Origin of the sequence: Thiomicrorhabdus cannonii (assembly GCF_013391695.1) — a bacterium.
GTDB lineage: Bacteria > Pseudomonadota > Gammaproteobacteria > Thiomicrospirales > Thiomicrospiraceae > Thiomicrorhabdus > Thiomicrorhabdus cannonii.
The window spans coordinates 214,060-239,285 of record NZ_JACBGH010000002.1; the positions used below are offsets into that span (position 1 = coordinate 214,060).

A 25,226-nucleotide genomic window follows, 5' to 3' on the forward strand; every position below is an offset into this window, starting at 1 on the left:
ACTTATCCTTTCTTCACCCATTGTGCGTCAGGCGTTGCCTGCAATGAAGGCGCACGACGAACAATGGCATCTACCGCATAAGGCGATACCAGTGTATATTCTTCTGCGTTGTTGCTGAAATCGAACGTAACGGCATCAAAATCAACTGAACAGGCCGGGTTATCCAGCACTTCTGCCAGTACTTGATTGCTGTGGGTTTGTTCAAAACCTTGCAGGTCAAACATATTCCCCAATACACGCAATACTTTCCAAGCAGCCTTGGCGTCACCCTTAGGTTCAACCGCCATTTTGAACGACTGCTTCAAGCCGTTGGCATTCACGTAAGTACCCGCAGTTTCCGCAAAGGTCGCAATTGGCAGAAGCACATTGGCATAAGCACGCTGTTCGGCGCTGTCGAACGCGGTGAAATTCACCACAAAATCCGCCGCATGCATGGCTTTAAGCGCCGCTTCACCATTCGCGCAATCCAATTCAGGCTCAATACCAAAATTGATAAAGGCTTTCATGTCCCCTTTCAGCATCTCAGCGGCATTACGTCCTTTTTGTGGTAGCACATTCACCAAATGCGCGCCGACTTCGTTTGCTGCTATTGGCAGAATGTTCAAAGACGCACCCGTGGCTTTGGCAATCATCGCCGCCAGTTTCTGTAACTTGCCGTAGCTGGCGTGTTGCTGAGCGATTTGACCCAACTGGATCATTGCATTGCCAGAAGTTTTAAGAGACTCGGCGACTGCGCGCTGCGCATCAGTCACTACAACTTGTTCCAACCCGGCCTGTTGAGTTTCTCCGGCGATTTCCAAAGCGGCTTTGGCAATGCCTGCCAATTCAGTCACTAGCTTAGCTGGCGCCACCAAATGCGAAGCCAACTTATAGTTGAAATCAAACGCTTCGGGATTCACTATATGCACCTTGGCTCCCGCCATGGCCGCTTTGCGGATGCGGTGGTTCAGCAGCGGCAACTCTTTACGCAGGTAAGAACCCACCATCAAAATCGACTTGGCTTTTTCAACGGCATCCAATGCTGGCAACAACGCAGGCGTGTTGAAGCCGTGCTGATCCAGCGCAAAATCGATTTGACGCAGGCGGTGATCGATATTTTCAACGCCCAGGCCACGCGCCAGTTTCTGCAGCAACTGCAGCTCTTCAACTGTGGAGTTTGCAGACGCCAAAACACCGACTTTATCTTTGTTCGCCAGCTGGGCTTTCAAACCGTCAACCACAAAGGCCAATGCGGTTTCCCAGTCTGCCGCCTGCCACTTGCCGTTTTTCTTGATTTGCGGCTGCAGCAAACGCTCTGCTGAATTAATCCCTTCGTATGCGAAACGGTCACGGTCTGACAACCAGACTTCGTTGATGGCTTCGTTTTCGCGCGGCACCACACGCACTACATCATTCCCTTTGCTGTGAATCAGGGTATGTGAACCGATGCTGTCATGCGCCGCAATTCCGTTGTGGGCTTTTAACTCCCAGGCACGCGCTTTGTAACGGAAAGGCTTGGAAGTCAAGGCACCCACCGGGCACAGGTCGATCATATTGCCCGACATTTCCGAGGTAATGGATTTCTCGATATAAGTCCCGATTTCCATCCATTCACTGCGGCCGGTGGCGCCCAGCTCCATCATACCGGCCACTTCCTGGCCGAAACGTACGCAACGGGTACAGTGGATGCAGCGGGTCATATCCGTTTGGATCAACGGGCCGGCATTACGGTCGCCAACGATACGTTTGGCTTCGGTATAACGGGAAACGTCATCGCCATAATCCATGGCCACGTCTTGCAGTTCGCACTCACCGCCTTGGTCGCAGATAGGGCAATCCAATGGGTGGTTAATGAGTAGAAATTCCATAACGGCTTTCTGTGCCGCAATCGCTTTTGCTGATTTAGTATGCACTTTCATACCATCTGTGACTGGTGTGGCACAGGCTGGAAGCGGCTTCCATGCACCTTCTACTTCTACCAGACACATGCGGCAGTTTGCCGCGATAGACAGTTTCTTGTGGTAACAAAAACGGGGAATTGAGATCTGCGCTTTATCGGCGACATCAATCAGCATGTCCCCTTCCCGCGCTTCGACAACTTGTCCGTTAATTTCTACTTTTACCATAACTTATAAACCTAATTAAATTTAGCACAACCGCTAAGGTTTCGATTATTGACGGTCGTAGATACTGCAACCGTGGTCAATATAATGTCTGAATTCATGCTCATAGTGTTTCAGAGCACTGTCCAAAGCGATCGTCGCCGCATCTCCCAAACCGCAGATGACGTTACCCATAATCTTGCCGGTAACGCTCTTCAGGCTTTCAATATCTTCAGGACGACCTTTACCTTCGCGAATACGCTTCACCACACGGTACAACCAACCCGTTCCTTCACGGCATGGTGTGCATTGACCACAGGACTCATCCCAGTAGAAATGGCTCAGGTTTTCAATCACCTTCACGATATCCGTCTGGTCGTCCATGATAATGACCGAACCGGCGCCCAGGAAGGAACCGGCCTTGGCGATGCCGTCATAATCCATGGTCATGCCCATGGCCTTTTCAGCCGGCAGAATCGCGGTGGAAGCACCGCCGGGAATGACGCACTTCAACTGGCGCCCTTTCCAGATTCCGCCCGCCGCTTCCAGCAAATCTTTAAACGGCGTGCCCATGCGCACTTCAAAGTTGCCCGGCTTATTGACGTGACCCGATACGGCATAAAGTTTGGTGCCACCGGCGTTAGCCACACCTAAATCAGAGAACCATTGACCGCCTTTTGCCAGAATCATAGGAATGGAGGCCAGGGTTTCAGTATTGTTGATAGTCGTCGGCTTACCGTATAGACCATAGCTGGCCGGGAAAGGCGGCTTAAAGCGTGGCTGGCCTTTCTTGCCTTCAATCGACTCGATCAGTGCAGTCTCTTCACCGCAGATATAAGCGCCGGCACCCAAGTGCGTATAAAGATCAAAATTGTAGCCTGAACCCAGGATGTTTTTTCCTAACAGGCCGGCTTCGCGCGCTTGTTTGACCGCGTTGTTAAAACGCTGATAAGGTTCCCAGAACTCACCGCGGATATAGTTGTATCCCGCCGTCGCACCGATTACATAACCGGCAATCATCATCCCTTCAACCAGCTGGTGCGGGTTGAAACGCATAATGTCACGGTCTTTGAAAGTACCGGGCTCGCCCTCGTCGGAATTGCACAGAATGTACTTGTCGCCCGGCGCCAAACGGTTCATGAAACTCCATTTCAAACCGGTTGGGAAACCGGCGCCGCCTCGGCCACGGATACCCGACAACTTAACTTCTTCGATAATCTCTTGTGGATCCAAATCGCCAGCCAGTACGCGTTTCCACACTTCATAACCGCCGTTGGCCATATAGACGTCAATATCCCAAGAACGGTCTAAATGGTTTAAACGGTAACAGCATTCATTTAGGTGTAACATTACGCTTACTCCAGTCCTGCAAGAATTTCGTCAATGGATTCCTTGGTCAAGTTTTCATAATATTTCTTGCCAATCTGCATCATCGGCGCGCCGCCGCACGCTCCCAGACACTCCACTTTCTTGATGGAGAATTTGCCGTCCGGAGTGACTTCACCCACTTTGACGCCCAATTTCTCTTCTAGATACTCGATAACTTCATCCTTGCCGCGCAGCATACAGGAAATACTGTTACAGACACACAGTTTGTGCTTGCCAACCGGCTTGTGTTCGTAATTGCCGTAGAAGGTCGCTACTTCATAAACTGCAATCGGAGCCATTCCTAGATAGTCTGCGACCTCATCCATTAATTCGGTCGTCAGGTGGCCGCCGTTGACTTCCTGAACGATACGCAATGCAGGCATCACAGCCGACTGTCTTTGATCAGCCGGATAATTGGAAATCCAACGGTCGATACGTTCCTTAACTTCGCCGGTAATCATTTTGTAGTGAGTAGCAGTTGAACTCATCGGTCAATCTCTCCAAATACGATATCTTGTGTTCCGATAATCGAAACGACGTCGGCAATCATATGACCTTTGGTCATCTCTTCCAATGCAGCCAGATGCGGAAAGCCCGGTGCGCGGACTTTCAAACGGAACGGCTTGTTGGCCCCGTCCGACACCATGTAAATGCCAAACTCCCCTTTGGGATGTTCAACGGCGGAATAGACTTCGCCGGCCGGAACCGTATACCCTTCGGTAAACAGTTTGAAGTGGTGAATCAGCGCTTCCATGTTTGACTTAGCGTCCTCGCGCGATGGCGGACAAACCTTGTGATTGTCCGACATAACCGGGCCCGGATTGGCCTTCAACCATTTAACACATTGCTTGATGATTTTGTTGGATTCGCGCATTTCCGCGACACGTACCAGGTAACGGTCGTAGGTATCACCTGTCTTACCGACCGGAATGTCAAAATCCATGCGATCGTAAACTTCATAAGGCTGTTTTTTACGCAAATCCCAAGCGATGCCCGAACCACGCAGCATCGGACCGGTAAAGCCCAACTGCAACGCGCGTTCCGGCGAAACGATACCGATATCCACGGTACGCTGCTTCCAGATACGGTTATCGGTCAACAGGGTTTCATATTCATCCACGTAACCCGGGAATCGTTCAGTGAAAGCCTCGATAAAGTCCAACAAAGAGCCTTCACGCGTTTCGTTCAATTTGTCCAGTTTCTTGCCTGAATGCCATTTCGACTCGCTGTATTTGGCCATCGTATCCGGCAGGTCACGGTAGACCCCACCAGGACGGTAATAGGTGGCATGCATACGCGCACCGGAAACCGCTTCATAGCAGTCCATCAAATCTTCACGCTCACGGAACGCGTACAGAAACACCGTCATGGCACCGATATCCAGCGCATGAGCCCCCAACCACATCAAGTGGTTCAGGATACGGGTGATCTCGTCAAACATCACGCGGATATATTGGGCACGCTCTGGCACTTCCAGACCCAGCATCTTTTCGATCGCCATCACGTAGGCGTGCTCGTTGGCCATCATGGATACATAGTCCAGACGATCCATATAACCGATTGACTGGTTGTAAGGTTTGAACTCGGCGAGCTTTTCCGTTCCGCGATGCAACAGACCGATATGCGGATCGGCACGTACAATCGTTTCACCATCCAACTCCAGAACCAAACGGAGTACACCGTGGGCTGAAGGGTGCTGCGGGCCAAAGTTAAGCGTATAGTTACGAATTTCAGGCATTATTATTCTCCAACTCAAGCTTCTGCCGAAGCGTCCTGACGGATTACACGTGGCACATTGACGCGGTTTTCAATCGAAACCGGCTCATAAACAACACGCCCTTTTTCTGCGTCATAACGCATTTCAACATGACCCGTAAGAGGAAAATCTTTACGAAGCGGATGACCGACAAAACCATAGTCAGTCAAGATTCGACGAAGGTCGGGGTGACCTTTGAATAAAATACCGTACAGATCGAACGCCTCGCGCTCGAACCAGTTGGCAGAATTCCAGACCGGAATAACCGAATCGACAATCGGCATTTGAGTGGATTCCGGATACACCTTCACACGCAGGCGCAGGTTGTGCTTAATGGACAACAGATGATAAACCACAGCAAAACGGCGTGGCATCATGACAGCTTCATCAGACTGTTCGTCTTCTGCAAAATCGAATACCCCGCGACTAAAACCGGTGTTAGGTGCGCGCATGGTTTCCCAGTTTGCCTGCCCGTAACTCAGGTAATCCACACCACACAAGTCAACAAGCAGTTCAAATCCCAACTGATCTCTGACGATGGTCAGCGCTTCAATAGCCGCTGATGGCTTGAGTTCAACTGTCAGCTCATCCAGGGCAACCTTTGCTGAAACCATACGGTTACCCAAAGCATCCTGAACACGTTTTTGTAGTTCTAATACAGACTGTTTCATAAGTGACTTCTTTACTCTGATTAGCGCGCAATCGTGTTGGTGCGCTTGATCTTGTTCTGAAGCTGGATAATTCCATAAAGCAAGGCTTCAGCCGTAGGAGGACAACCCGGAACATAAACGTCCACCGGTACAATGCGATCGCACCCTCTTACTACCGAGTAAGAGTAGTGATAGTAGCCGCCACCATTTGCACAGGAACCCATCGAGATAACCCAGCGTGGCTCGGCCATCTGGTCGTACACCTTGCGTAGTGCCGGCGCCATTTTGTTAACCAGAGTACCGGCAACCACCATTACATCTGACTGACGCGGACTGGGGCGGAAAATAATACCGAAACGGTCAAGGTCATAACGCGATGCACCCGCGTGCATCATCTCAACCGCACAACAAGCCAAACCGAACGTCATTGGCCACAAGGAACCGGTGCGTGCCCAGTTGATCAATTTATCAGCAGAAGTGGTCACCACCCCTTCTTTCAAAACACCTTCTATTCCCATTCCAACGCACCTTTCTTCCATTCATAGATAAAGCCAACCACCAGCAGCGACAAAAACACCGCCATCGCCAATAGGCCAAAGGTACCGACTTCGTCCAAGACCACGGCCCACGGGAAAAGGAAAGCGATTTCCAAATCAAAGATAATAAAAAGAATGGCAACTAAATAGAAACGCACGTCAAACTTCATGCGCGCATCTTCAAACGCTTCAAATCCGCACTCATAAGGCGAATTCTTCTCGGAATCGGGTCTTTGGGGACCTAACAGATAACCAACTAAAATGGGGCCAACCCCAAAGAGCACGCCTAGTACCACAAAGACCAGGACTGGTAGATAACTTTCTAGCATTGGCTTGAGACCTCTTCTAGCGTTTGACATAAATAGCCCCTGCAAATGCAAGGGCCTTGTTGTATGGTGCCGATGGCCGGACTCGAACCGGCACAGCTTGCGCCACTACCACCTCAAGGTAGCGTGTATACCAATTTCACCACATCGGCTTATATTTAAGAATTTTTGATTTTAGTTCGGAACTACCGGAGCATCGTCTGCGGATTTGTCTGCCGCATCTTGCTGAACCGCTTCTTTGGTTACACTCTGGTATCCTTTTGCTTGCTGACCACCGATATAAGCTAAGGTGATACTCGTGATAAAAAACAAGGTTGCCATAATGGCCGTCAAGCGTGACAAAAAGGTCGCCGAACCACGACTGCCAAACATGGAGGTAGACGAACCGCCACCGCCGAAGTTAGCACCGGCATCCGCACCCTTACCATGCTGCAACAACACCAGAACAACCAAAATCAACGCAATAAAAATATGAACTGCTAAAATTACCTGAAACATCTTCAGCCTGCTGCTTTACAAATTGCAATAAAATCATCCGCATTCAGCGAGGCACCACCAATCAAACCGCCATCAATATCCGGCTGACTGAACAATTCCGCTGCATTATCCGGCTTTACACTTCCGCCGTACTGAATAATTACCTTTTGTGCGATATCCGCGCTCAACTGCGCCAGTTTACTGCGGATAAACGCATGAACTTCTTGCGCCTGCGCCGGTGTCGCCGTTTTACCGGTACCGATTGCCCATACAGGCTCATAGGCGATGACGATCTTTTCAAACGCCACAATCCCTACTTCAGCAATCACCGCATCCAACTGTGTCGCAATCACTGTCTCCATCACACCGGATTCACGCTCTTCAAGCGTCTCGCCCACACACAGAATAGGCGTCACGCCATTTTCCAGCGCCACCTTGACCTTGCGGGCAATCTGCGCATCGGTTTCGCCATAAATGGCACGGCGCTCGGAGTGACCCAGAATAACGTACTGACAGTCAAAATCCTTCAACATGGCAACCGAATGCTCGCCGGTATAAGCACCTTGCACCGGCTCTTCAGCCATATTCTGTGCACCGACTGCAATCTTGCCTGTTGATAAAGAACGGTTTACAAAATCAATATAAATAGCAGGTGGGCAAACTGCGATATCAACATCTCCGACTTCACCCACTTTAGCATTCAAACCTGACACCAACGTCAGAATAGAAGCCTTTGAACCATGCATTTTCCAGTTACCCGCAACAAATGCTTTTCTCATCTGCTATTCTCCAACACAAAATTTGGACAATATTAGCGTTTTCTTTTGGGAATTACAATATTGCAATTTTATGAAAATTCTGCTTGTACAACGCTTACCAAGCGTTCTGCGCAGCGTTCTACCAGTGCAAAATCCTTACCTTCCACCATGACTCTGATCAAGGGTTCAGTACCCGAAGCGCGGATTAACACCCTGCCTTCCGAGCCCAACACATCCTGCACCTCGGCAATTGTTTGCTGCAGCGGCGCATTTAAATCTAAATTGAATTTATTTTCAATACGAACATTTTTCAGCACATGCGGATATTTCTGCATGCCCTGTTTAATTTCATGCAACGACTTCTCCTGACTGACCAAAATCGCCAGCACTTGCAGGGCAGCAACGATGCCATCCCCCGTTGTAGTTTTATGCATACATAACACATGACCGGAAGCTTCCGCACCGAACAGCCAATCGCGTTCAACCAGCGCTTCCATTACATAACGATCGCCTACCGCCGTGCGATGCAATGCAATACCGCGCTCATTCAATGCATTCTCCAACCCCAAATTACTCATCAGGGTTCCCACAACGCCCTCAACGGGCGACTGGCAATCCAGGGTCAAAATAAAGAGAATCTCATCGCCATCAATCACTTCACCGCGATGATCCACCATCATGACGCGGTCACCGTCACCGTCAAACGCAATGCCCAAATCAGCCTGGTGACTCAATACCGCCTCTTTGAGCGCATCAAGCGACGTGGCCCCGCAACCTAGATTGATATTGATGCCGTTCGGCTTATCGCCAATCACCGCGACCTCAGCACCCAGCTCGGTAAATACACTGGGTGCGACATGATAGGTCGCGCCATTGGCACAATCCAAAACAATCTTCAAACCATCCAGTTTACGCTGTGCCTGATAGGTGCTTTTGCAAAACTCGATATAACGTCCGGCGGCATCGTCGATACGCCTTGCTTTACCCAGCTTTTCGGAGGCGACCACATCTATATCCTGCTCAAAGGCCGCCTCGATGGCCAACTCCATTTCGTCGGCAATTTTGGTTCCCTGACCTGAAAAGAACTTGATGCCATTATCATGATGCGGGTTATGGGACGCACTGATGACAATACCGCAGTCTGCGTGCAAGGTTTGCGTTAAATAGGCGATTGCCGGAGTCGGCATCGGTCCCAGCAACATCACGTCCACACCAGCAGAGATCAACCCGGCTTCCAACGCAGACTCAAACATGTAACCCGATATGCGCGTATCCTTGCCGATCATCACGCGCTGCCCGCCGCGCTCTTTCAGCACCTTGCCGACCGCCCAACCCAATTTCAAAATCTGATCGGGACGAATCATGCCCTGACCAACGCGATTACGAATACCATCCGTACCGAAATACTTTTTTTGCATACAACGTTTCTCTTAACCCTAGCGAGCGAATCCGCTAATTATAGCCGTTTTGAACCGGCAAGCACCAAGCTTTCAACAGGCCGGGTGAAGCGCATACCCCACCTTTAGAGCTTCTACGGTTTCCTTGACATCATGTACACGCAGAATCTGCGCACCGGCCAACCCCGCCTGCAAGGCTGCGACAACGCTGCCGAGCATGCGCTGCTCAACCGGCACATTACCCATCAAGGCACCAATCATCGCCTTTCGGGAAACCCCCACCAGCAAAGGCCAACGCAAATCAACAAAACGCGGCAACGCTTTGAAAAGCGTCACATTGTGTTCAAGGGTTTTGCCGAAACCGAATCCCGGATCCAAAATGATTCTGTCCGAATCCACTCCGGCCGCCACGGCCGCCGCAACGCGCGCCTGCAAAAAACCCAATACCTCTTCCACCACATCGGAATAATGCGGGGCAGACTGCATATTCAAGGGGTCGCCCTGCTTATGCATCAGGCAAACCGCCACACCCGCGTCAGCAACCACCTGTAAAGCGCCCTCAGCCTGCAAGGCGTTGACGTCATTAATCAGGTCAACCCGCATTTGACAGACTTGGTGCATCACTTCCGTTTTGTAGGTATCCACAGAAATGGCCAAATCGCTGCACTCGCGCACCCACTCAATCGCCGGCAACACACGATCCAACTCCTCCTGCAAACTGACAAGCGCCGCACCAGGACGCGTCGATTCGCCTCCGATATCAATGACATCGGCCCCGCCAGCCACCATATATTCAATCTGCCGCTTTACCGCGCTCTCGTTCTGAAAACACCCGCCATCGGAAAAGGAGTCGGGGGTCACATTCAAAATCCCCATGACCAACGGTAACGCATCACGATCCATTTTGCGCTGTTCTAATAACTGAAGTAGCTTACTCATCTTTTCTCCGGCATAAAAAAACCCCTGTTAAGGGGTTTAATGGAGCTATTGAAACTTAGTGCAGTTTAGGCTCCCCGCTATCCGGGAGATCCTTGTCACCGCTTAAATCATCGGAAACCACTTCGTCAGATTTGTTTTCATCGGCCTGTTTTTCATCTGTTGCACCGGAAGAAGGCGTCGAACCGCTTGACCCCCAATCCTTAGGCTCTCCTGCCGGCAATCCCTGCATGATATTTTTAATCTGCTGTGCGTCAATCGTTTCATACTGCATCAAGGCTTCCGTCATAATCTCGAGCTTGTCGCGATTATCTTCAAGAAGCTGGGTGGCGCGAGCATAATTACGATCGATAATCGCGCGGATTTCCATATCAATTTCTTTCGATATTTCACCGGAAACGTTGGCATTACGCGACGTTCCCATGAACCCGCCCTTATCTTCCTCTTCGTACATCAACGGACCCAACTTATCAGACAAGCCCCACTTGGTCACCATATTGCGCGCGATCATCGTCGCACGTTCAATATCGTTACTCGCACCGGTCGTCACGGCGTCCGGACCGTAAATCAACTCTTCCGCAATACGGCCGCCGTACAGACTCGACAACTGGCTTTCCAGCTTGCGTTTGCTGTAGCTGTAACTGTCCTCTTCAGGCAGGTACATGGTCACGCCCAATGCACGGCCTCGCGGCATGATACTGACCTTATAAACCGGATCATGTTCAGGCACCAGATAACCGACAATCGCATGGCCCGCTTCGTGATAAGCCGTCATGCGACGCTCTTTCTCACTCATCACCATACTCTTACGCTCGACCCCCATCAGGATCTTGTCTTTAGCTTTCTCAAAATCGGCCTGCGTCACCAACTTCTCGTTATTGCGCGCCGCAAACAACGCCGCCTCATTGACCAGGTTAGCCAGGTCAGCACCGGAAAAACCCGGTGTACCGCGTGCAATCACCGCAGGGTCGACACCCTCCGCCAACGGCACCTTACGCATATGCACTTTCAAAATCTGTTCACGACCGCGAATATCCGGTAAACCGACCGTTACCTGACGGTCGAAACGGCCCGGACGCAACAACGCAGGATCAAGCACATCCGCACGGTTGGTGGCGGCAATCACAATAACGCCCTCATTGCCCTCAAACCCATCCATTTCAACCAGCATCTGGTTAAGGGTCTGTTCACGCTCGTCATTGCCGCCCCCCATGCCGGTTCCACGGCTACGGCCAACGGCATCGATCTCATCGATAAAAATAATACAGGGCGCATGCGCCTTGGCCTGCTCAAACATATCACGCACACGCGAAGCACCCACCCCCACAAACATTTCAACAAAGTCCGAACCCGAGATGGTGAAGAACGGTACCTTGGCTTCGCCGGCAATGGCCTTGGCCAGCAACGTCTTACCTGTACCCGGAGGTCCGACCATCAAAACACCGCGCGGAATGTTCCCGCCCAGATTCTGATACTTTGAGGGATCCTTCAGGAAGTCGACAATCTCGCCCACTTCCTGCTTGGCCTCATCCGCACCGGCCACATCATCCAGCGTCACTTTAACCTGATCACTGGTCAACATGCGCGCCTTGCTCTTGCCAAACGACATAGGCCCGCCTTTGCCGCCCATGCCGCCGCCTACGGAGCGCATAAAGAAAATCCACACGGCAATCAACAGCAGCATCGGGAACCAGGAAATAAAGATCTGCATCAAGACACTCTGCTCTTCCGGCGGATGGGCGGTGATCTTGACCTGATTATCCAATAGGTCCCCCATCAACCCCGGATCGCCCGGATTGTAAGTCGTGAAGCTGCCGCCGCTGCTGTAAATACCGCGAATCGTCGCGCCTTCGATGACAACCTGGCTGACCTGCCCTTTATGCACCTGATCGATAAAATCAGAATAATCCAAACGGCTTGACGCATTTTGCGACTGACTGCCGAAATGATTGAAGAGCGACATCAGCACCATCGCCACAACCGTCCAAATCAGCACATTTTTTAACATATCATTCTTCATGAGTTACCTTTTGGAATAACAACCACAATCTTTTATTTCAAATACTTTACCATAAATTTTCATAAACTCGATTTATGAACAATTTATTTTATTAATCATTACGATTACTTTTTACCACGTGCCAACAGGTAAATTTCCTTACTGCGCGGCCGGGATGCCTTGGGCTTACGGGTAATAACTTTTTGATATTTCGTCTTTAAGGTCTGCATCAGCTGCTCGTAACCTTCACCCTGGAACACCTTCATCAACAGGTCACCACCCGGCTTTAAAACCTGATCCGCCAGTTCAACCGAAAGCTCTACCAGATACATGGCACGCGGAATATCCATGGCTTTATTGCCACTCATATTCGGCGCCATATCCGACATAACCACATCCACATCGCGGCCGTCCAGGGCGTCCAGCAACGCCTGATAGACCTCATCGTCCTGAAAGTCACCCTGAATAAAGGTCACACCGGCAAACGGCTCAACCGGCAAAATATCCAATGCAAAGACTTCACCGCTGGCGCCGACCTTATGCGTGGTCCATTGCGACCAGCCGCCCGGCGCAGCGCCCAAATCCACAACGCACATACCGGGCTTGAAAAGGTGATCTTTCTCATCGATTTCCTGCAGCTTATAGACTGCGCGCGAACGCCAGCCTTCCTGCTTCGCTTTCATGACATAATGATCGTCAAAATGTTCTTTTAACCAACCGGTACTGGATTTACTTCTCGCCATCTATTTAATTTCTACTACAATATGTGTCATCTTTAATAATAATCACTGCTGGAATTTTCAATGAGCCAACCTGAAAAACTCTCGATTAACCAAAAAAAATACCTGCGCGGTATTGCTCACGGTCTCAATCCAATCATCATTATCGGCGCCAATGGCGTAACCGAAAGCCTCATGGCGGAGCTTGACAGCACCTTAAGCCATCACGAGCTGCTTAAAATCAAAATCGCCTCTGCCGAACGCGAAGACCGTAAAGAGATGATCGATTATGTCGTTAAGGCAACCGGTGCACTCTTAGTGCAAAGCATTGGCAAAACATTTGTTATCTATCGCCAAAATGAAGAAACCAACGTACCACTACCTAAAAAATAACCCTGCCTTTAGGAAAACAAAGCCGGCAATGCCGGCTTTTCCATGATCTCCAACACGTTATTTATTGGTCAATAATCTGTCCAAACCACGCGCCAAATCACGCTTGATATCCTCAATCGACTCCAAACCAACCGAAATACGGATCAGGTTATCCGTAATCCCAGCTTTTAGGCGGTCCTCCGGCGACACGCGTGAATGGGTCGTGGTTGCCGGGTGGGTAATAATGGTCTTCACATCCCCTAAATTAGCGGTAATCGAAAGCATCTGAGTACTGTCAATCACCGACCACGCTTCAGGCTGACCGCCCTTTACCCTAAAAGTGACCAGGCCACCCCCTGCCGACTGCTGCTTCTGTGCTAGCGCATACTGCGGATGGCTTTCCAATCCCGGATAAAAGACCTGTTCAACCGCGGCGTGCTGTGACAGCCATTTGGCCAGTTCCAGTGCATTCTCACAGTGCGCACGCATACGCACCGGCAAGGTTTCCAAACCCTTCAGGAAAATCCAGGCGTTAAACGGACTCATCGCCGGACCCGCGGTGCGCATAAAGCCGCGTACCGGTTCCTCAATCAACTCCGCCGAACCGACGACCGCACCGCCGATGGCACGTCCCTGCCCATCCAGAAACTTGGTGGCGGAGTGAATCACAATATCCGCCCCCTGTTCCAAAGGACGCTGCAAAATCGGGCTGCAAAAACAGTTATCAACAATCAGCAGGCAATTATTGGCTTTGGCCAAGGTGGACAAGGCTTCCAAATCGGCCACTTCCGTCAAAGGATTGGAAGGCGTCTCCAAAAAAAATGCTTTAGTATTGGGTTTGATCGCCTGCTGCCATTCGCCGATATCGGTTTGGGAAACAAAGGTCACTTCCAAGCCAAACTTGGCCAGGTATTTGGTAAACAAGACCTTGGTTGTACCGAAAATACTTTGCGAAGAAACGACATGATCACCCGCCTGGCACAACCCCATAAAGGTCGACAGGATGGCAGACATCCCCGAGGCCGTACCCACACACGACTCGCCGCCCTCCATCAGCGCCAGACGGTTTTCAAAGGTTCTGACCGTCGGGTTGGTGAAACGGGAATAGACGTTCCCCTTCTCCTGGCCGCTAAAACGCGCGGCAGCCTGTGCAGCGGAGTGATAACGGAAACTGGACGTCGGGAAAATCGCCTCGCTATTCTCCTGCTCGGCGGTCTGCTCGTAGCCCGCGCGAACCGCAAGCGTTTCGATATCGTAATGCATGCCGTTTAATCCTTTTTTCTACGCGTTCAATTACCGTTATAAATACCAACGGGTTCCTGACCAGTTGCCTGTTTGGCTGATTGGGCATCGTCATTACGCGCACTATCTATAGAAGCCAAATATTCGGGCGTAATGTCGCCTGTGACATATTCACCGCTAAAACAGGAGGTGTCGAACAGTTTGATCTGCTCGTTACCGGCACCCACCGCTTCCACCAGATCGTGCAGGTCTTGATAAATCAATTTGTCCGCACCGATAAACTCCGCTACCTCTTCAACCGTGCGGTTGCTCGCGACCAGCTCTGACGCCGACGGCATATCAATGCCGTACACATAAGGGTAACGCACCGGTGGAGCGGCAGAAGCAAAATAGACCTTATTGGCCCCGGCTTCACGTGCCATCTCAACGATCTGCCCCGACGTAGTGCCGCGCACAATAGAATCGTCGACCAACAAAACGTTTTTGCCTTCAAACTCCAGATCGATCGGGTTCAACTTCTGACGCACCGACTTCTTACGCAACGTCTGTCCCGGCATAATAAAGGTACGGCCAATATAGCGGTTTTTGATAAAACCTTCACGGTAAGGCACCCCCAGCTTGGAAGCCAATTCCAGCGCCGAGGTACGGCTGGTGTCCGGAATCGGCATCACCACGTCAATATCGTGATCCGGCCATTCGCGCAAAATCTTGTCGGCCAGCTTCTCGCCCATGCGCAGACGCGATTTGTACACGGAGATATCATCAATCATCGAATCAGGGCGTGCGAAATACACGAACTCGAAAATACACGGCGAATACTGTGGGTTTTCCGCACATTGCTGATAGAAAATCTTGCCGTCTTCGGTAATCACCACCGCCTCACCCGGCGCCAAGTCCTTTTCCAACTCAAAGCCAAGCCCGTCCAATGCCACCGACTCCGACGCGACCATATAGTCCGTTCCGGCGTCCGTCACGCGCTTACCGACCACCGCTGGACGCAGGGCGTAAGGATCGCGGAAAGCAAACAACCCCATATTGGCGATCAGACCCACGGCCGCGTAACCGCCGCGCGCACGCTTATGCACGGCACGGATCGCGTTGAACACATCGTTATGGTCGATAAACAGTTTCTTCTGCTGCATCAACTCGTGCGCAAACACGTTCAGCAGTACTTCCGAATCGGAATTGGTGTTCAAATGGCGCAGATCCTGACGCCAGATTTCCTGACTCAGCTGCTCGGCATTGGTCAGGTTACCGTTGTGCCCCATTGCAATGCCGTAAGGGGAGTTTACATAAAACGGCTGCGCCTCGGCACTCGAAGAGGAGCCCGCTGTCGGATAGCGGACATGCCCGATCCCCACTTTTCCGAACAGATCACGCATATGACGTGTCCGGAACACATCCTTTACCAGACCATTATCTTTGCGCTGATAGAAACGACCGTTTTCGCAGGTCACAATCCCTGCGGCATCCTGGCCGCGATGTTGCAAAATGGTTAAGGCATCATAAATTTCTTGGTTAACGGAGGCGCTACCAACAGAAACTATCCCGACTATACCGCACATAGGGTCACTCTCTTTGTAATCAATAACTGTTCAAACGAACAAAAATGCAAAATTAAAATAACTTTGCCAAGCGATGAGTCATAAAGGGTTATTTTACCTGCACAACTATCGCTTGGGTATGGAATGCTTTATCTATTTTTTGTTTATCTCGCTGCGCTTCATCACGACTGGAATAAGGCCCAGTACGCACCGAATACGTCTTACTCTTAGTAAATTCCTTGATCCACACCGGATAATCCCGATCCAGACGACCCAACAACTCGTTCGCCTCTTTAAGCTCTTTGTAAGAGGCCACCTTGACCAGCCATTGACCTTTGACGACGTTCTGCACTGAACTTGGCTTGGCGGCCGATGCGCCGCTTGCAACGACTGCGGGCGCTTTCGGCGCCGATGCCGGCGCTTGCGAAGCGACCTCGGTTACAGATCGCTTGACGGAATCCGCCTCTGGTTCGGCCGAGGCTCTGCCTTCCGCTTGTTTTACAGGCAAGACATAAGCCTGCTCAACCAGCGGCCTGTCCATCTCAACCTGCTGTGACTCGGCACCTTGCGGCTGAAAATTTACCGGATGGCTATACCATCCGGGCACAATCAGGATCAACAAGGTCAACCAGATGGCCGCACCCAGCAGCCTGTATTTGCCTACCTCATCCATCTCAACCATCTAAACACATTGCGCCTGACGATGCAGCGCCTCCAAGACTTGCGAAACCGTAAAGAAAGACCCCCACACCAGCACTTTCTTGGCCGGCATGGCTAGCGCCTCTGTGACCGCCTGCTCCATTGATGTGCATTTCCCGACCTGATCCGCAGACACGTCGGCCTGCTGCATCAGTTGCTGCAATCGCTCCAGGCTGCTGGCGCGCGGTATCTGCAAATCGGCCAACATCCACTTGGCGATATAAGGCGCCAACTGTTTGACCATCGGCAGACTGTCTTTATCATTCAAAACGGAAAACAAACTGATATAAGCCTGACGGGAATCTTCCTGCGATGCCAAATAGTCCGCCAAGGCCTGCGCCGACTGCGGATTATGAGCCACATCGACCAGCCATTGCTGCTGGCCGGATGGCGTCACGACGGTGAATTGCTGCAGCCGCCCGGGGTGTTTAACCTGCGTTAATCCACTCGCCAGACTTTGCAGCGAAACCGGCAGTTGATCACCGATACGCGCCAACAAGGCCACCACGCCGGCGGCGTTCTGCCATTGAAACTCGCCCAGCAAAGCCGGCTGCGGAAATTCAAACGCAGCGGGCCAATCCTGCGTCAAAGCGTGCTTAAAGGTTATCAACCCGGCCTGTTGAGTTTTCTGAAAACTGAAATCCTCAGCCAACTGCCACAAGGGAACCCCCTGCGCCGAGGCAAAGGCCGCAAGCGTTGCCGGCGGATGCGGATCGGAACACACCGCCGGCTTGCCTGCACGGGTAATGCCGGCTTTTTCCAACGCAATCTGAGCACGGTCATCGCCCAGCCAGTCGACATGATCGACATCGATGGCGGTAATCAAAGCGGCGTCGGCATCCACCAGATTCACCGCATCCAGACGCCCGCCAAGCCCCACTTCGAGCACGGCAACATCCACCTTGTGACGTTTAAAGATCAACAGTGCCGCCAAAGTGGAAAATTCGAAATAGGTCAGTTTGGTTTGGCCGCGGATCGCTTCGATCTCCACAAAAGCCTCGACGATTTCACGGTCTTCGACCGGCTGACCATTGATTTGAATGCGCTCGTTAAAACGCAGAATATGCGGGGAAGTATAGGTGCCGACCCGATAGCCTTGCGCATCGAGTACGGCAGACAGCATGGCCACACTGGAGCCTTTGCCATTGGTGCCGGCAACGCTGATCACAAACTCAGCAGGCCGGGTCACCTCAAGGCGGCGGGCGACGTCACTCACCCGCTCAAGACCCAAATCGATCTCCTGCTGGTGCATCGCCAATAAACCATCAATCCAAGCCTGCAGGCTTGAATGTTGGGAGAGTGTTTCCATGTAGCTACTTTTATGAGATGGCTAATATCGCCCTATCAGGCTGGTTTGTTCAGCAGCATCTTACACATCGATGCCAACTCGTCACGCAATTTATGGCGATGGATAATACGGTCAATCGCGCCGTGCTCCAGCAGGAACTCACTGCGCTGGAAGCCTTCCGGCAGTTTCTCACGCACCGTCTGCTCGATAACACGCGGACCGGCAAAACCGATTAGTGCTTTCGGTTCGGCCACGTTGATATCACCCAACATCGCAAAACTGGCAGACACACCACCCATGGTCGGATCAGTCAACACGGAGATATAAGGCAAGCCCTTGGCGCGTAAACGACCCAACGCCGCACTGGTCTTGGCCATCTGCATCAACGAGAACAAGGCTTCCTGCATACGCGCCCCGCCGCTGGCGGAGAAGCAGATAAACGGACAGTTGCGCTCAATCGCTTCGTTCACGGCACGCACAAACTTCTCGCCGACAACCGAACCCATCGAACCGCCCATAAAGTTGAATTCGAACGCCGCAACCACGACTTCCAAGCCATTGATGGTACCGACCTGGGTAATCAACGCATCCTTTTCACCGGTGGCTTTCTGGGCCTGACTGATACGGTCTTTGTATTTTTTCAGATCTTTGAATTTCAACGCATCAACCGGCGAAATCGTGCCGGACAACTCCTGACCGGAATTTTCATCCAGAAAAGCGTGCAAACGCGCTCTGCCGCCCAAACGCATATGGTGTTCGCACTTCGGACACACTTCCTGATTGCGCTTCACCTCGGCACGATACAGCGTGCTTTCGCATTTAGGGCATTTGGTCCACAACCCTTCAGGCACCGAACTCTTGCGCTCGGTCACCTGCTTGATGCTTGGAAGAATCTTTTCAAACCAGTTCATTACTTTCTCCACCTTATAGTGCGTCAGCGCGGTCAATCGCCGCACGGAATTCTGTCATCTTCTCACCGACTGCCAGTTCAATCGTATACAAATCCTGATGCGCATTCGCTTCGATCAGACTGACCAAGGCCGAACCCACAATCACGGCATCGCCCAACTGGGCCATCTGGAAAGCAGCCTCGCCATCGCGGATACCGAATCCGATGCCGATCGGCAGATTGATTTTGTCTTTTAAACGGTTAATTTGCGCCGTGACATCCGCCACATCCAGTTCTTTGGAACCGGTTACGCCCTTCAACGACACATAATAAACAAAGCCGCTGCCTTTTTCATTGACGGCCGCCAGACGGGATTGCGGCGTGGTCGGAGACACTAAAAAGACGCGATCCAAGCCGGCATTACGCAAAGCCGGCAAGTAGCCCACGGACTCTTCCGGCGGCATATCCACCGTCAGCACCGCATCCACCCCCACCGAGCTGGCGGCGGCGGCAAACGCCTCATAGCCCATCGCCTCAATCGGATTCAAATAGCCCATCAGGATAATCGGGGTGTTACTATCCTTCTCACGGAACGCACGCACATACTCCAACACATCATCCAAACTGACGTTATGCTCCAGAGCACGTTCCACCGCCTTTTGAATGACCGGGCCGTCCGCCATCGGATCGGAGAAAGGCACGCCCAATTCGATCATGTCGGCGCCTTTTTCCACCAACAGATGCATCAAAGCCACCGTCGCATTCGGACGCGGGTCACCCGCCGTAATGTAAGGAATCAAAGCGGTTTTGCCAGCGGCTTTCAAACTGGCCAGTTTTTGTTGAATTCTGCTCATAATGTCTAAATTCTTTTCATCATTTTAAAAAACGACCGCAATTTATTCTAACCGTTATGAGGTTAGCAAAATCGCGGCAAAAGCTCGGTGAAAAAAGCGCAGTTTGCTATAGCAAATGAGCATTTTTGAATCCAGCTTTTAACAAAGAGTTTGCAAACCGCAATAGGTTAGAATTTGAAACCTTCGATTTGGGCTATTGTATTCATATCCTTATCGCCGCGCCCCGACAGGTTGACGATAATCGTCTGATCCTTACGCATGGTCGGCGCCAATTTGGTCGCATAAGCGATGGCATGGCTCGACTCCAGCGCCGGGATAATCCCCTCGAAACGGGTCAAATCACGGAAACCTTGCAACGCTTCCTCATCGGTAATCGCGACATAATTGACGCGGCCGATATCTTTCAACCATGCATGTTCAGGACCAACGCCCGGATAATCCAGTCCGGCGGAAATGGAGTGCGTCCCCAGAATCTGGCCGTGCTCGTCCTGCATCAAGTAAGTACGGTTGCCGTGCAACACCCCTGGCTTACCGCAGCACAACGGTGCCGCGTGCTTACCGGTTTCCAGACCGTAACCCGCCGGCTCGACACCATAGATTTGGACACTCTCATCCGGCAAAAATTTATGGAACAGACCGATGGCGTTGGAACCTCCGCCCACGCACGCAATCAACGCGTCCGGCAGCTTGCCTTCTTTCTCCAGAATCTGTTCGCGCGCTTCCAGGCCGATAACCGCCTGGAAGTCGCGCACCATCGCCGGATAAGGGTGCGGGCCGGCCACCGTGCCGATAATGTAGAAAGTGTCGTCGACATTCGTAACCCAGTCGCGCATCGCTTCGTTCAAGGCGTCTTTCAAGGTACGCGAACCGGATTCCACAGCGACGACGGTCGCGCCGAGCATTTTCATGCGCGCCACGTTCGGCGCCTGACGTACCACATCGTCCGCACCCATATAGACTACGCATTCCAATCCCAAACGCGCCGCGACAGTCGCACTGGCCACACCGTGCTGACCCGCACCGGTTTCGGCAATAATGCGTTTTTTGCCCAAACGTTTCGCCAGCAATGCCTGACCGATAGTATTGTTGACCTTGTGCGCACCGGTATGGTTCAGGTCTTCACGCTTCAAATAAATCTTGGCGCCGCCCAAGCTCTCGCTCCAGCGCTTTGCATAATACAAAGGCGTCGGACGTCCGACATAATCACGCAGATCATCACTGATTTCAGACAAAAACTGCGGATCGTTCTTGACGCTCTGATACTCCTGGCTGAGCTGTTCCAGCGCCGCCATGAGGGTTTCAGGTGCGAAAATACCGCCGTAAGGTCCAAAATGTCCGTGCTCGTCAGGAAACTTGGAGAAATCGATTGTCATTCCACTGTACTCATTACTTGTTGCATAAATAAGGTGACCTGCTGTGCAGATTTGACGCCCTTGCTCTGCTCAACGCCTCCGCTTACATCCACCGCCCAGGGCTTAACCTCAGCGATGGCTTGCGCTACATTCTGCGCCGTCAAACCGCCGGCCAACACGAGCGGTTTGGGAAAATCCTTCGGTATCCACTGCCAATTGAACTGCTCGCCGGTACCGCCCGGCACACCGGGCTTGTAGGTATCCAGCAAAAGCGCGTTCGCCGACGAATAGGTTTGTGCCAGCATCAACAGATCCGTGCTTTCCTGCATACGCACCGCCTTCATATAAGGCTTGCCGAACTGCTCGCAAAACTCCGGTGTTTCATCACCATGAAACTGGATCAAATCAATCGCCACCTGCTGCAAAACCGCCTGCACATAGTCAGCCGACGGATTCACAAACAACGCCGTTTTGGTCACAAACGCCGGCACGGCACGGGCGATTGACCCGGCCTGTTCAATTTCCACATGTCGCGGACTGGGTTCGTAAAACACCAGGCCGATCGCATCGGCACCGCTTTGCGCCACCATCAATGCATCGGCCGGCGAGGTAATGCCGCAGATTTTAACACGTGTGCGCCGTGTTTTGACGGCGCTTGGAACTGAATTCATCGCTATTGCCATAGAAGTTCGTTGAGCGCCACCTGCGGAACCGCATATTCCTCGGGATAGAACGCATTCACAAAATAGAGACCGCTGGCCGGCGCCGTGACGCCCGCCTGTGTGCGGTCCTGGATCGCCATCAATTCCGCGACCCAATTCACCGGACGTTCGCCGCGACCGATCTCCATCAAAGTGCCGCTGATATTGCGCACCATGTGATGTAAAAAGGCGTTGGCGCGGATATCGATAAAGACAAAATCGCCGCGGCGACTCACCTCAATCCACTGCACTTCACGGCGTGCATGACTCGCCTGACAGGCCGCTGCACGGAATGACGAAAAATCACGCTCGCCAATCAAGTCCTGCGCCGCCGCCTGCATCTTGTCCACATCCAGCCACTGGCTCTCCCAGGTAACCCGGTCCGCCAGAATGGCGGAATGCACCGGCCTGTTGAAAATCACATAGCGGTATTGGCGGGCAATTGCCGAAAAGCGCGCATGGAAATCGTCCGCCATTGGCGCCGCCCAACTGATACGGATATCCGCAGGCAATTTGGTATTGACGCCTTGAATCCACGCTCTAAGCGGGCGTTCTACCGCCGTTTCAAAATGGATGATCTGCCCCAATGCATGCACGCCGGTATCGGTACGTCCGGCACAATGGACTTCAACCGGCTCGTTGGCGATCTGCGTCAACGCCTGCTCGACCTGCTGCTGCACCGAGTCGCAATGCCCCTGGCGCTGCCAGCCGCAATAACGGCTGCCTTGGTATTCAACCCGCAGGGCGATACGCTGACGACTCACTCGTGCTCCAGTGACTTACAGATATTTTGCAATCAACAATTCGGCGATCTGCACCGTGTTGGTCGCGGCACCCTTACGGACGTTATCCGCAACCACCCACAGGTTCAAACCTTTCTCAATCGAGATGTCTTCGCGCACACGGCCAACATACACCGGGTTGGTGTCCGCCGCATCGGTTACTGCCGTTGGATAGCCGCCATCAACATGCTCGTCGATCAACACAATACCATCTGACTTGGCCAAAAGCGCCTTGGCTTCTTCAGCCGTGATCTTTTTCTCGGTTTCGATATGCACAGCCTCGGAGTGGCCGAAGAAGACCGGTACGCGTACCGCCGTCGGGTTCACCATAATGGAATCGTCGCCCATGATCTTCTTGGTTTCCCACACCATCTTCATCTCTTCTTTGGTGTAGCCGTTATCCATAAACACGTCGATTTGCGGAATACAGTTGAAAGCGATCTGCTTTGGATAGACATTGGTTTCAATCGGCTTCATGTTCAGCAGGTCGGCAGTCTGTTTTGCCAACTCTTCAATGGCTTCCTTACCGGTACCGGATACCGCCTGGTAAGTCGCCACGTTGATACGCTTGATGCCCACCGCATCGTAAATCGGCTTCAACGCCACCAACATCTGAATCGTCGAGCAGTTGGGGTTGGCGATAATGCCGCGGTTGGTATAACCCGCCACCGCATCCGGGTTAACTTCTGGAACTACCAGCGGAATATCATCGTCGTAACGGAACTGAGAGGTGTTGTCGACAACCACACAGCCTGCCGCCGCCGCTTTAGGCGCGTAGATGGCAGACACGCTCGCGCCTGGCGAGAACAGGCCCAACTGCACCTTGGAGAAATCGAAGGTTTCCAGATCCTGAACCTCGACCCAACCGCCTTTGAAAGGCAGTTTTTTACCGGCTGAACGGCTACTGGCCAATGGGTAGAGTTTGCCTACCGGAAAGTTACGCTCTTCCAATACCTTCAGAATGGTTTCGCCCACCGCACCGGTAGCGCCTACAACTGCAATGTCATACAACTTTGTCATACTCTTTCTACTTCCTTTTCTGCGGGGGTTTATGCCCGCTTGATACTTGTTCGCCCCTGTCGACCCCGAAAGCAGGCTCGGCAAGAACAGGATTCGTTTAAATTAGGGTTACGCTTTTTCAGTCTTTTGTTCTGTTTCGACCGCCTGCGGATCGACCACCACATCCTGAATATTCACCGGTGCCGTCTGGTAGTGACGGTCTTCGGGCAGACTGACAATCAGTCCGGCCTCGGTCAGTTCACGGCTTTCACCGATGAATTTACCGCCCGCCTCAATCGTCATCTCGCCGCTGATCAACTCGCCGATCAGCTTGCCGGTGGCCAGAATATCGATGCGTTCGCACGCCACCTTGCCTTCCAGCACGCCACTCAACACAATCGAGCGCGCTTTGACAAAGCCCTTAACCTCACCCTGCGTGCCGATAGACACGTCGTAGCCGGTTTCGATAATCCCGTCTATGCGCCCGTCGACATGCAGCGGGCCGGCTATCTGGCTGAATTCGCCGCTAAAGGCACACCCCGGAGCGATAATTGTTTTTCCACCTTCTGAACCTGATCGTTTACGGCTTGCGTTAAAGAACCCCATGGCACCCCTTCCACCTGTTGGAAAATACTGTCGTAGCGTTGCAAGTCCCACTGCACAAAAGGAGCGGGGTCGAGCTTGCGCTGCACAAACGACACTTCATAATGCAGATGATTGCCCGATGACAGGCCGGTTGAACCGATACCGCCAATCACATCACCCTTACGCACATACTGTCCGGTTTTGACATCCAAACGGCTTAAATGGCCGAAGTGGGTTTTAAAACCGTTGGCATGTGAAACGATAATCAGATTGCCGAATCCGCTATTTTTGCTGTAACCGGCAAACTCAATCACGCCATCCGCAGTGGCGACCACATTTGCGCCCGCTTCACCGCGATAGTCGATACCGCGGTGAAACTGACGCTTCCCGGTCACCGGATGCGTACGCCAACCATAAGAACTGCTGACCCCCGCAAAATCCGCCACCGGACGGCCGTTGGGAATCATCTCCAGCATCATGCTCTTGCCAAGGGTACTGAGCTGCACCAGCTTGATGCGCTCTTCGACCGCCTTTTCCGGTTCATCGGTGCTGGTACTGGTACCGATCAGCTCCTCCAGCCCCTGCAAGGTCTGATCCAGCATTTCGGCCTGCTTGGATTTTTCTTCCAATTCGGCTTCCAGCAGGCGCTTTTCGGACGCCAGATGGATAAAGTCGCTCTTCTTGTCGTTGAGCACCTTTTCGTAATGCTGCACGGCCATCTCGTGCTTGTCTTCAATGGCCTGCGCTTCCGAACTCAAAAACCAGATGGCCGCAATCACACCTGCCCAGACAAGCACAAACACCAGCATAAGCAGCCACGCGAAACGTTTAAAAATCTGTTTAAACGAATAATCGCGTGCGCCATGCACATCGCTAATGGTAATCGTAAAATGGTTTCGCATCGACAATCAGGCAG

The 25,226-nt window shown here is 52.1% G+C and carries 26 protein-coding genes and 1 tRNA gene; 1 reads left to right on the plus strand and 26 read right to left on the minus strand.

Annotated elements, in window-relative coordinates; all coding sequences use genetic code 11:
• Positions 1-2 precede the first annotated feature (2 nt).
• From nuoG to rlmE, 14 genes are all read right to left on the minus strand, one after another.
• On the minus strand, positions 3-2,105 hold the full coding sequence (gene nuoG, locus HZ297_RS04205; protein ID WP_178861727.1) for an NADH-quinone oxidoreductase subunit NuoG: 2,103 nt from the start codon (positions 2,103-2,105) through the stop codon (positions 3-5).
• Between the two features lie 45 nt (positions 2,106-2,150).
• Positions 2,151-3,431, minus strand: coding sequence for an NADH-quinone oxidoreductase subunit NuoF (gene nuoF, locus HZ297_RS04210; protein WP_178861728.1), 1,281 nt, complete (start codon positions 3,429-3,431; stop codon positions 2,151-2,153).
• 5 nt (positions 3,432-3,436) lie between these two features.
• Complete coding sequence (locus HZ297_RS04215) at positions 3,437-3,937, minus strand: NADH-quinone oxidoreductase subunit NuoE family protein (protein ID WP_178861729.1); 501 nt, start codon at positions 3,935-3,937, stop codon at positions 3,437-3,439.
• Complete coding sequence (locus HZ297_RS04220) at positions 3,934-5,187, minus strand: NADH-quinone oxidoreductase subunit D (RefSeq protein WP_178861730.1); 1,254 nt, start codon at positions 5,185-5,187, stop codon at positions 3,934-3,936. Before HZ297_RS04220 ends, HZ297_RS04215 begins: the two co-directional genes overlap by 4 nt.
• 14 nt (positions 5,188-5,201) lie before the next feature.
• Positions 5,202-5,876, minus strand: coding sequence for an NADH-quinone oxidoreductase subunit C (locus HZ297_RS04225; protein ID WP_178861731.1), 675 nt, complete (start codon positions 5,874-5,876; stop codon positions 5,202-5,204).
• Between the two features lie 20 nt (positions 5,877-5,896).
• Complete coding sequence (locus tag HZ297_RS04230; protein WP_178861732.1) at positions 5,897-6,373, minus strand: NuoB/complex I 20 kDa subunit family protein; 477 nt, start codon at positions 6,371-6,373, stop codon at positions 5,897-5,899.
• Positions 6,364-6,720, minus strand: a complete 357-nt coding sequence (locus HZ297_RS04235; protein ID WP_178861814.1) for an NADH-quinone oxidoreductase subunit A — start codon at positions 6,718-6,720, stop codon at positions 6,364-6,366. Before HZ297_RS04235 ends, HZ297_RS04230 begins: the two co-directional genes overlap by 10 nt.
• A 64-nt stretch (positions 6,721-6,784) precedes the next feature.
• Positions 6,785-6,869: transfer RNA gene (locus HZ297_RS04240), tRNA-Leu, on the minus strand.
• Between the two features lie 22 nt (positions 6,870-6,891).
• Positions 6,892-7,215 carry a preprotein translocase subunit SecG gene (gene secG / locus HZ297_RS04245; protein ID WP_178861733.1) on the minus strand — a complete coding sequence of 108 codons (324 nt, stop codon included), beginning with the start codon at positions 7,213-7,215 and terminating at the stop codon, positions 6,892-6,894.
• A gap of 2 nt (positions 7,216-7,217) precedes the next feature.
• Positions 7,218-7,973, minus strand: coding sequence for a triose-phosphate isomerase (gene tpiA / locus HZ297_RS04250; protein WP_178861734.1), 756 nt, complete (start codon positions 7,971-7,973; stop codon positions 7,218-7,220).
• 68 nt (positions 7,974-8,041) lie between these two features.
• A complete protein-coding gene (gene glmM, locus HZ297_RS04255) occupies positions 8,042-9,370 on the minus strand; it encodes a phosphoglucosamine mutase (RefSeq protein ID WP_178861735.1) in 1,329 nt (442 codons plus the stop codon).
• A 72-nt stretch (positions 9,371-9,442) separates the two neighbouring features.
• Complete coding sequence (gene folP, locus HZ297_RS04260) at positions 9,443-10,288, minus strand: dihydropteroate synthase (RefSeq protein ID WP_178861736.1); 846 nt, start codon at positions 10,286-10,288, stop codon at positions 9,443-9,445.
• Positions 10,289-10,343: 55 nt separating this feature from the next.
• On the minus strand, positions 10,344-12,305 hold the full coding sequence (ftsH, locus tag HZ297_RS04265) for an ATP-dependent zinc metalloprotease FtsH (protein WP_178861737.1): 1,962 nt from the start codon (positions 12,303-12,305) through the stop codon (positions 10,344-10,346).
• A gap of 104 nt (positions 12,306-12,409) precedes the next feature.
• The gene (rlmE, locus tag HZ297_RS04270) at positions 12,410-13,027 is read right to left on the minus strand and encodes a 23S rRNA (uridine(2552)-2'-O)-methyltransferase RlmE (protein WP_178861738.1); all 618 of its coding nucleotides are present in this window, start codon (positions 13,025-13,027) and stop codon (positions 12,410-12,412) included.
• Between the two features lie 60 nt (positions 13,028-13,087).
• On the opposite strand from rlmE, the gene yhbY reads away from it, so the two are divergent.
• Positions 13,088-13,396: a ribosome assembly RNA-binding protein YhbY gene (gene yhbY / locus HZ297_RS04275; protein WP_178861739.1), complete on the plus strand. Its 309-nt coding sequence runs from the start codon at positions 13,088-13,090 to the stop codon at positions 13,394-13,396.
• A 57-nt stretch (positions 13,397-13,453) separates the two neighbouring features.
• Here the strand turns inward: yhbY and HZ297_RS04280 are convergent, their stop codons facing one another.
• From HZ297_RS04280 to HZ297_RS04335, 12 genes are all read right to left on the minus strand, one after another.
• Positions 13,454-14,638, minus strand: a complete 1,185-nt coding sequence (locus tag HZ297_RS04280) for an O-succinylhomoserine sulfhydrylase (protein ID WP_178861740.1) — start codon at positions 14,636-14,638, stop codon at positions 13,454-13,456.
• A gap of 26 nt (positions 14,639-14,664) precedes the next feature.
• On the minus strand, positions 14,665-16,182 hold the full coding sequence (purF, locus tag HZ297_RS04285) for an amidophosphoribosyltransferase (RefSeq protein WP_178861741.1): 1,518 nt from the start codon (positions 16,180-16,182) through the stop codon (positions 14,665-14,667).
• 88 nt (positions 16,183-16,270) lie between these two features.
• Positions 16,271-16,843, minus strand: a complete 573-nt coding sequence (locus HZ297_RS04290) for an SPOR domain-containing protein (RefSeq protein WP_178861742.1) — start codon at positions 16,841-16,843, stop codon at positions 16,271-16,273.
• Positions 16,844-18,169, minus strand: a complete 1,326-nt coding sequence (locus HZ297_RS04295; RefSeq protein ID WP_178861743.1) for a bifunctional folylpolyglutamate synthase/dihydrofolate synthase — start codon at positions 18,167-18,169, stop codon at positions 16,844-16,846.
• A 35-nt stretch (positions 18,170-18,204) separates the two neighbouring features.
• Complete coding sequence (gene accD, locus HZ297_RS04300; RefSeq protein ID WP_178861744.1) at positions 18,205-19,059, minus strand: acetyl-CoA carboxylase, carboxyltransferase subunit beta; 855 nt, start codon at positions 19,057-19,059, stop codon at positions 18,205-18,207.
• Between the two features lie 13 nt (positions 19,060-19,072).
• Positions 19,073-19,891, minus strand: coding sequence for a tryptophan synthase subunit alpha (gene trpA, locus HZ297_RS04305; RefSeq protein ID WP_178861745.1), 819 nt, complete (start codon positions 19,889-19,891; stop codon positions 19,073-19,075).
• A gap of 167 nt (positions 19,892-20,058) precedes the next feature.
• Positions 20,059-21,264 (minus strand): tryptophan synthase subunit beta, encoded by a 1,206-nt coding sequence (gene trpB, locus HZ297_RS04310; RefSeq protein ID WP_178861746.1) that lies wholly within the window; start codon positions 21,262-21,264, stop codon positions 20,059-20,061.
• Positions 21,261-21,914 (minus strand): phosphoribosylanthranilate isomerase, encoded by a 654-nt coding sequence (locus tag HZ297_RS04315; protein WP_178861747.1) that lies wholly within the window; start codon positions 21,912-21,914, stop codon positions 21,261-21,263. The genes trpB and HZ297_RS04315 overlap by 4 nt, the downstream gene beginning before the upstream one ends.
• A 2-nt stretch (positions 21,915-21,916) precedes the next feature.
• On the minus strand, positions 21,917-22,708 hold the full coding sequence (gene truA, locus HZ297_RS04320) for a tRNA pseudouridine(38-40) synthase TruA (protein ID WP_178861748.1): 792 nt from the start codon (positions 22,706-22,708) through the stop codon (positions 21,917-21,919).
• A gap of 15 nt (positions 22,709-22,723) precedes the next feature.
• Entirely contained in the window at positions 22,724-23,746 is a 1,023-nt protein-coding gene (locus HZ297_RS04325) for an aspartate-semialdehyde dehydrogenase (RefSeq protein WP_178861749.1), read from the minus strand.
• A gap of 108 nt (positions 23,747-23,854) precedes the next feature.
• Positions 23,855-24,331 carry a bactofilin family protein gene (locus HZ297_RS04330; protein ID WP_178861750.1) on the minus strand — a complete coding sequence of 159 codons (477 nt, stop codon included), beginning with the start codon at positions 24,329-24,331 and terminating at the stop codon, positions 23,855-23,857.
• Positions 24,232-25,212, minus strand: a complete 981-nt coding sequence (locus tag HZ297_RS04335) for a M23 family metallopeptidase (protein ID WP_178861751.1) — start codon at positions 25,210-25,212, stop codon at positions 24,232-24,234. The genes HZ297_RS04330 and HZ297_RS04335 overlap by 100 nt, the downstream gene beginning before the upstream one ends.
• Between the last annotated feature and the right edge of the window lie 14 nt (positions 25,213-25,226).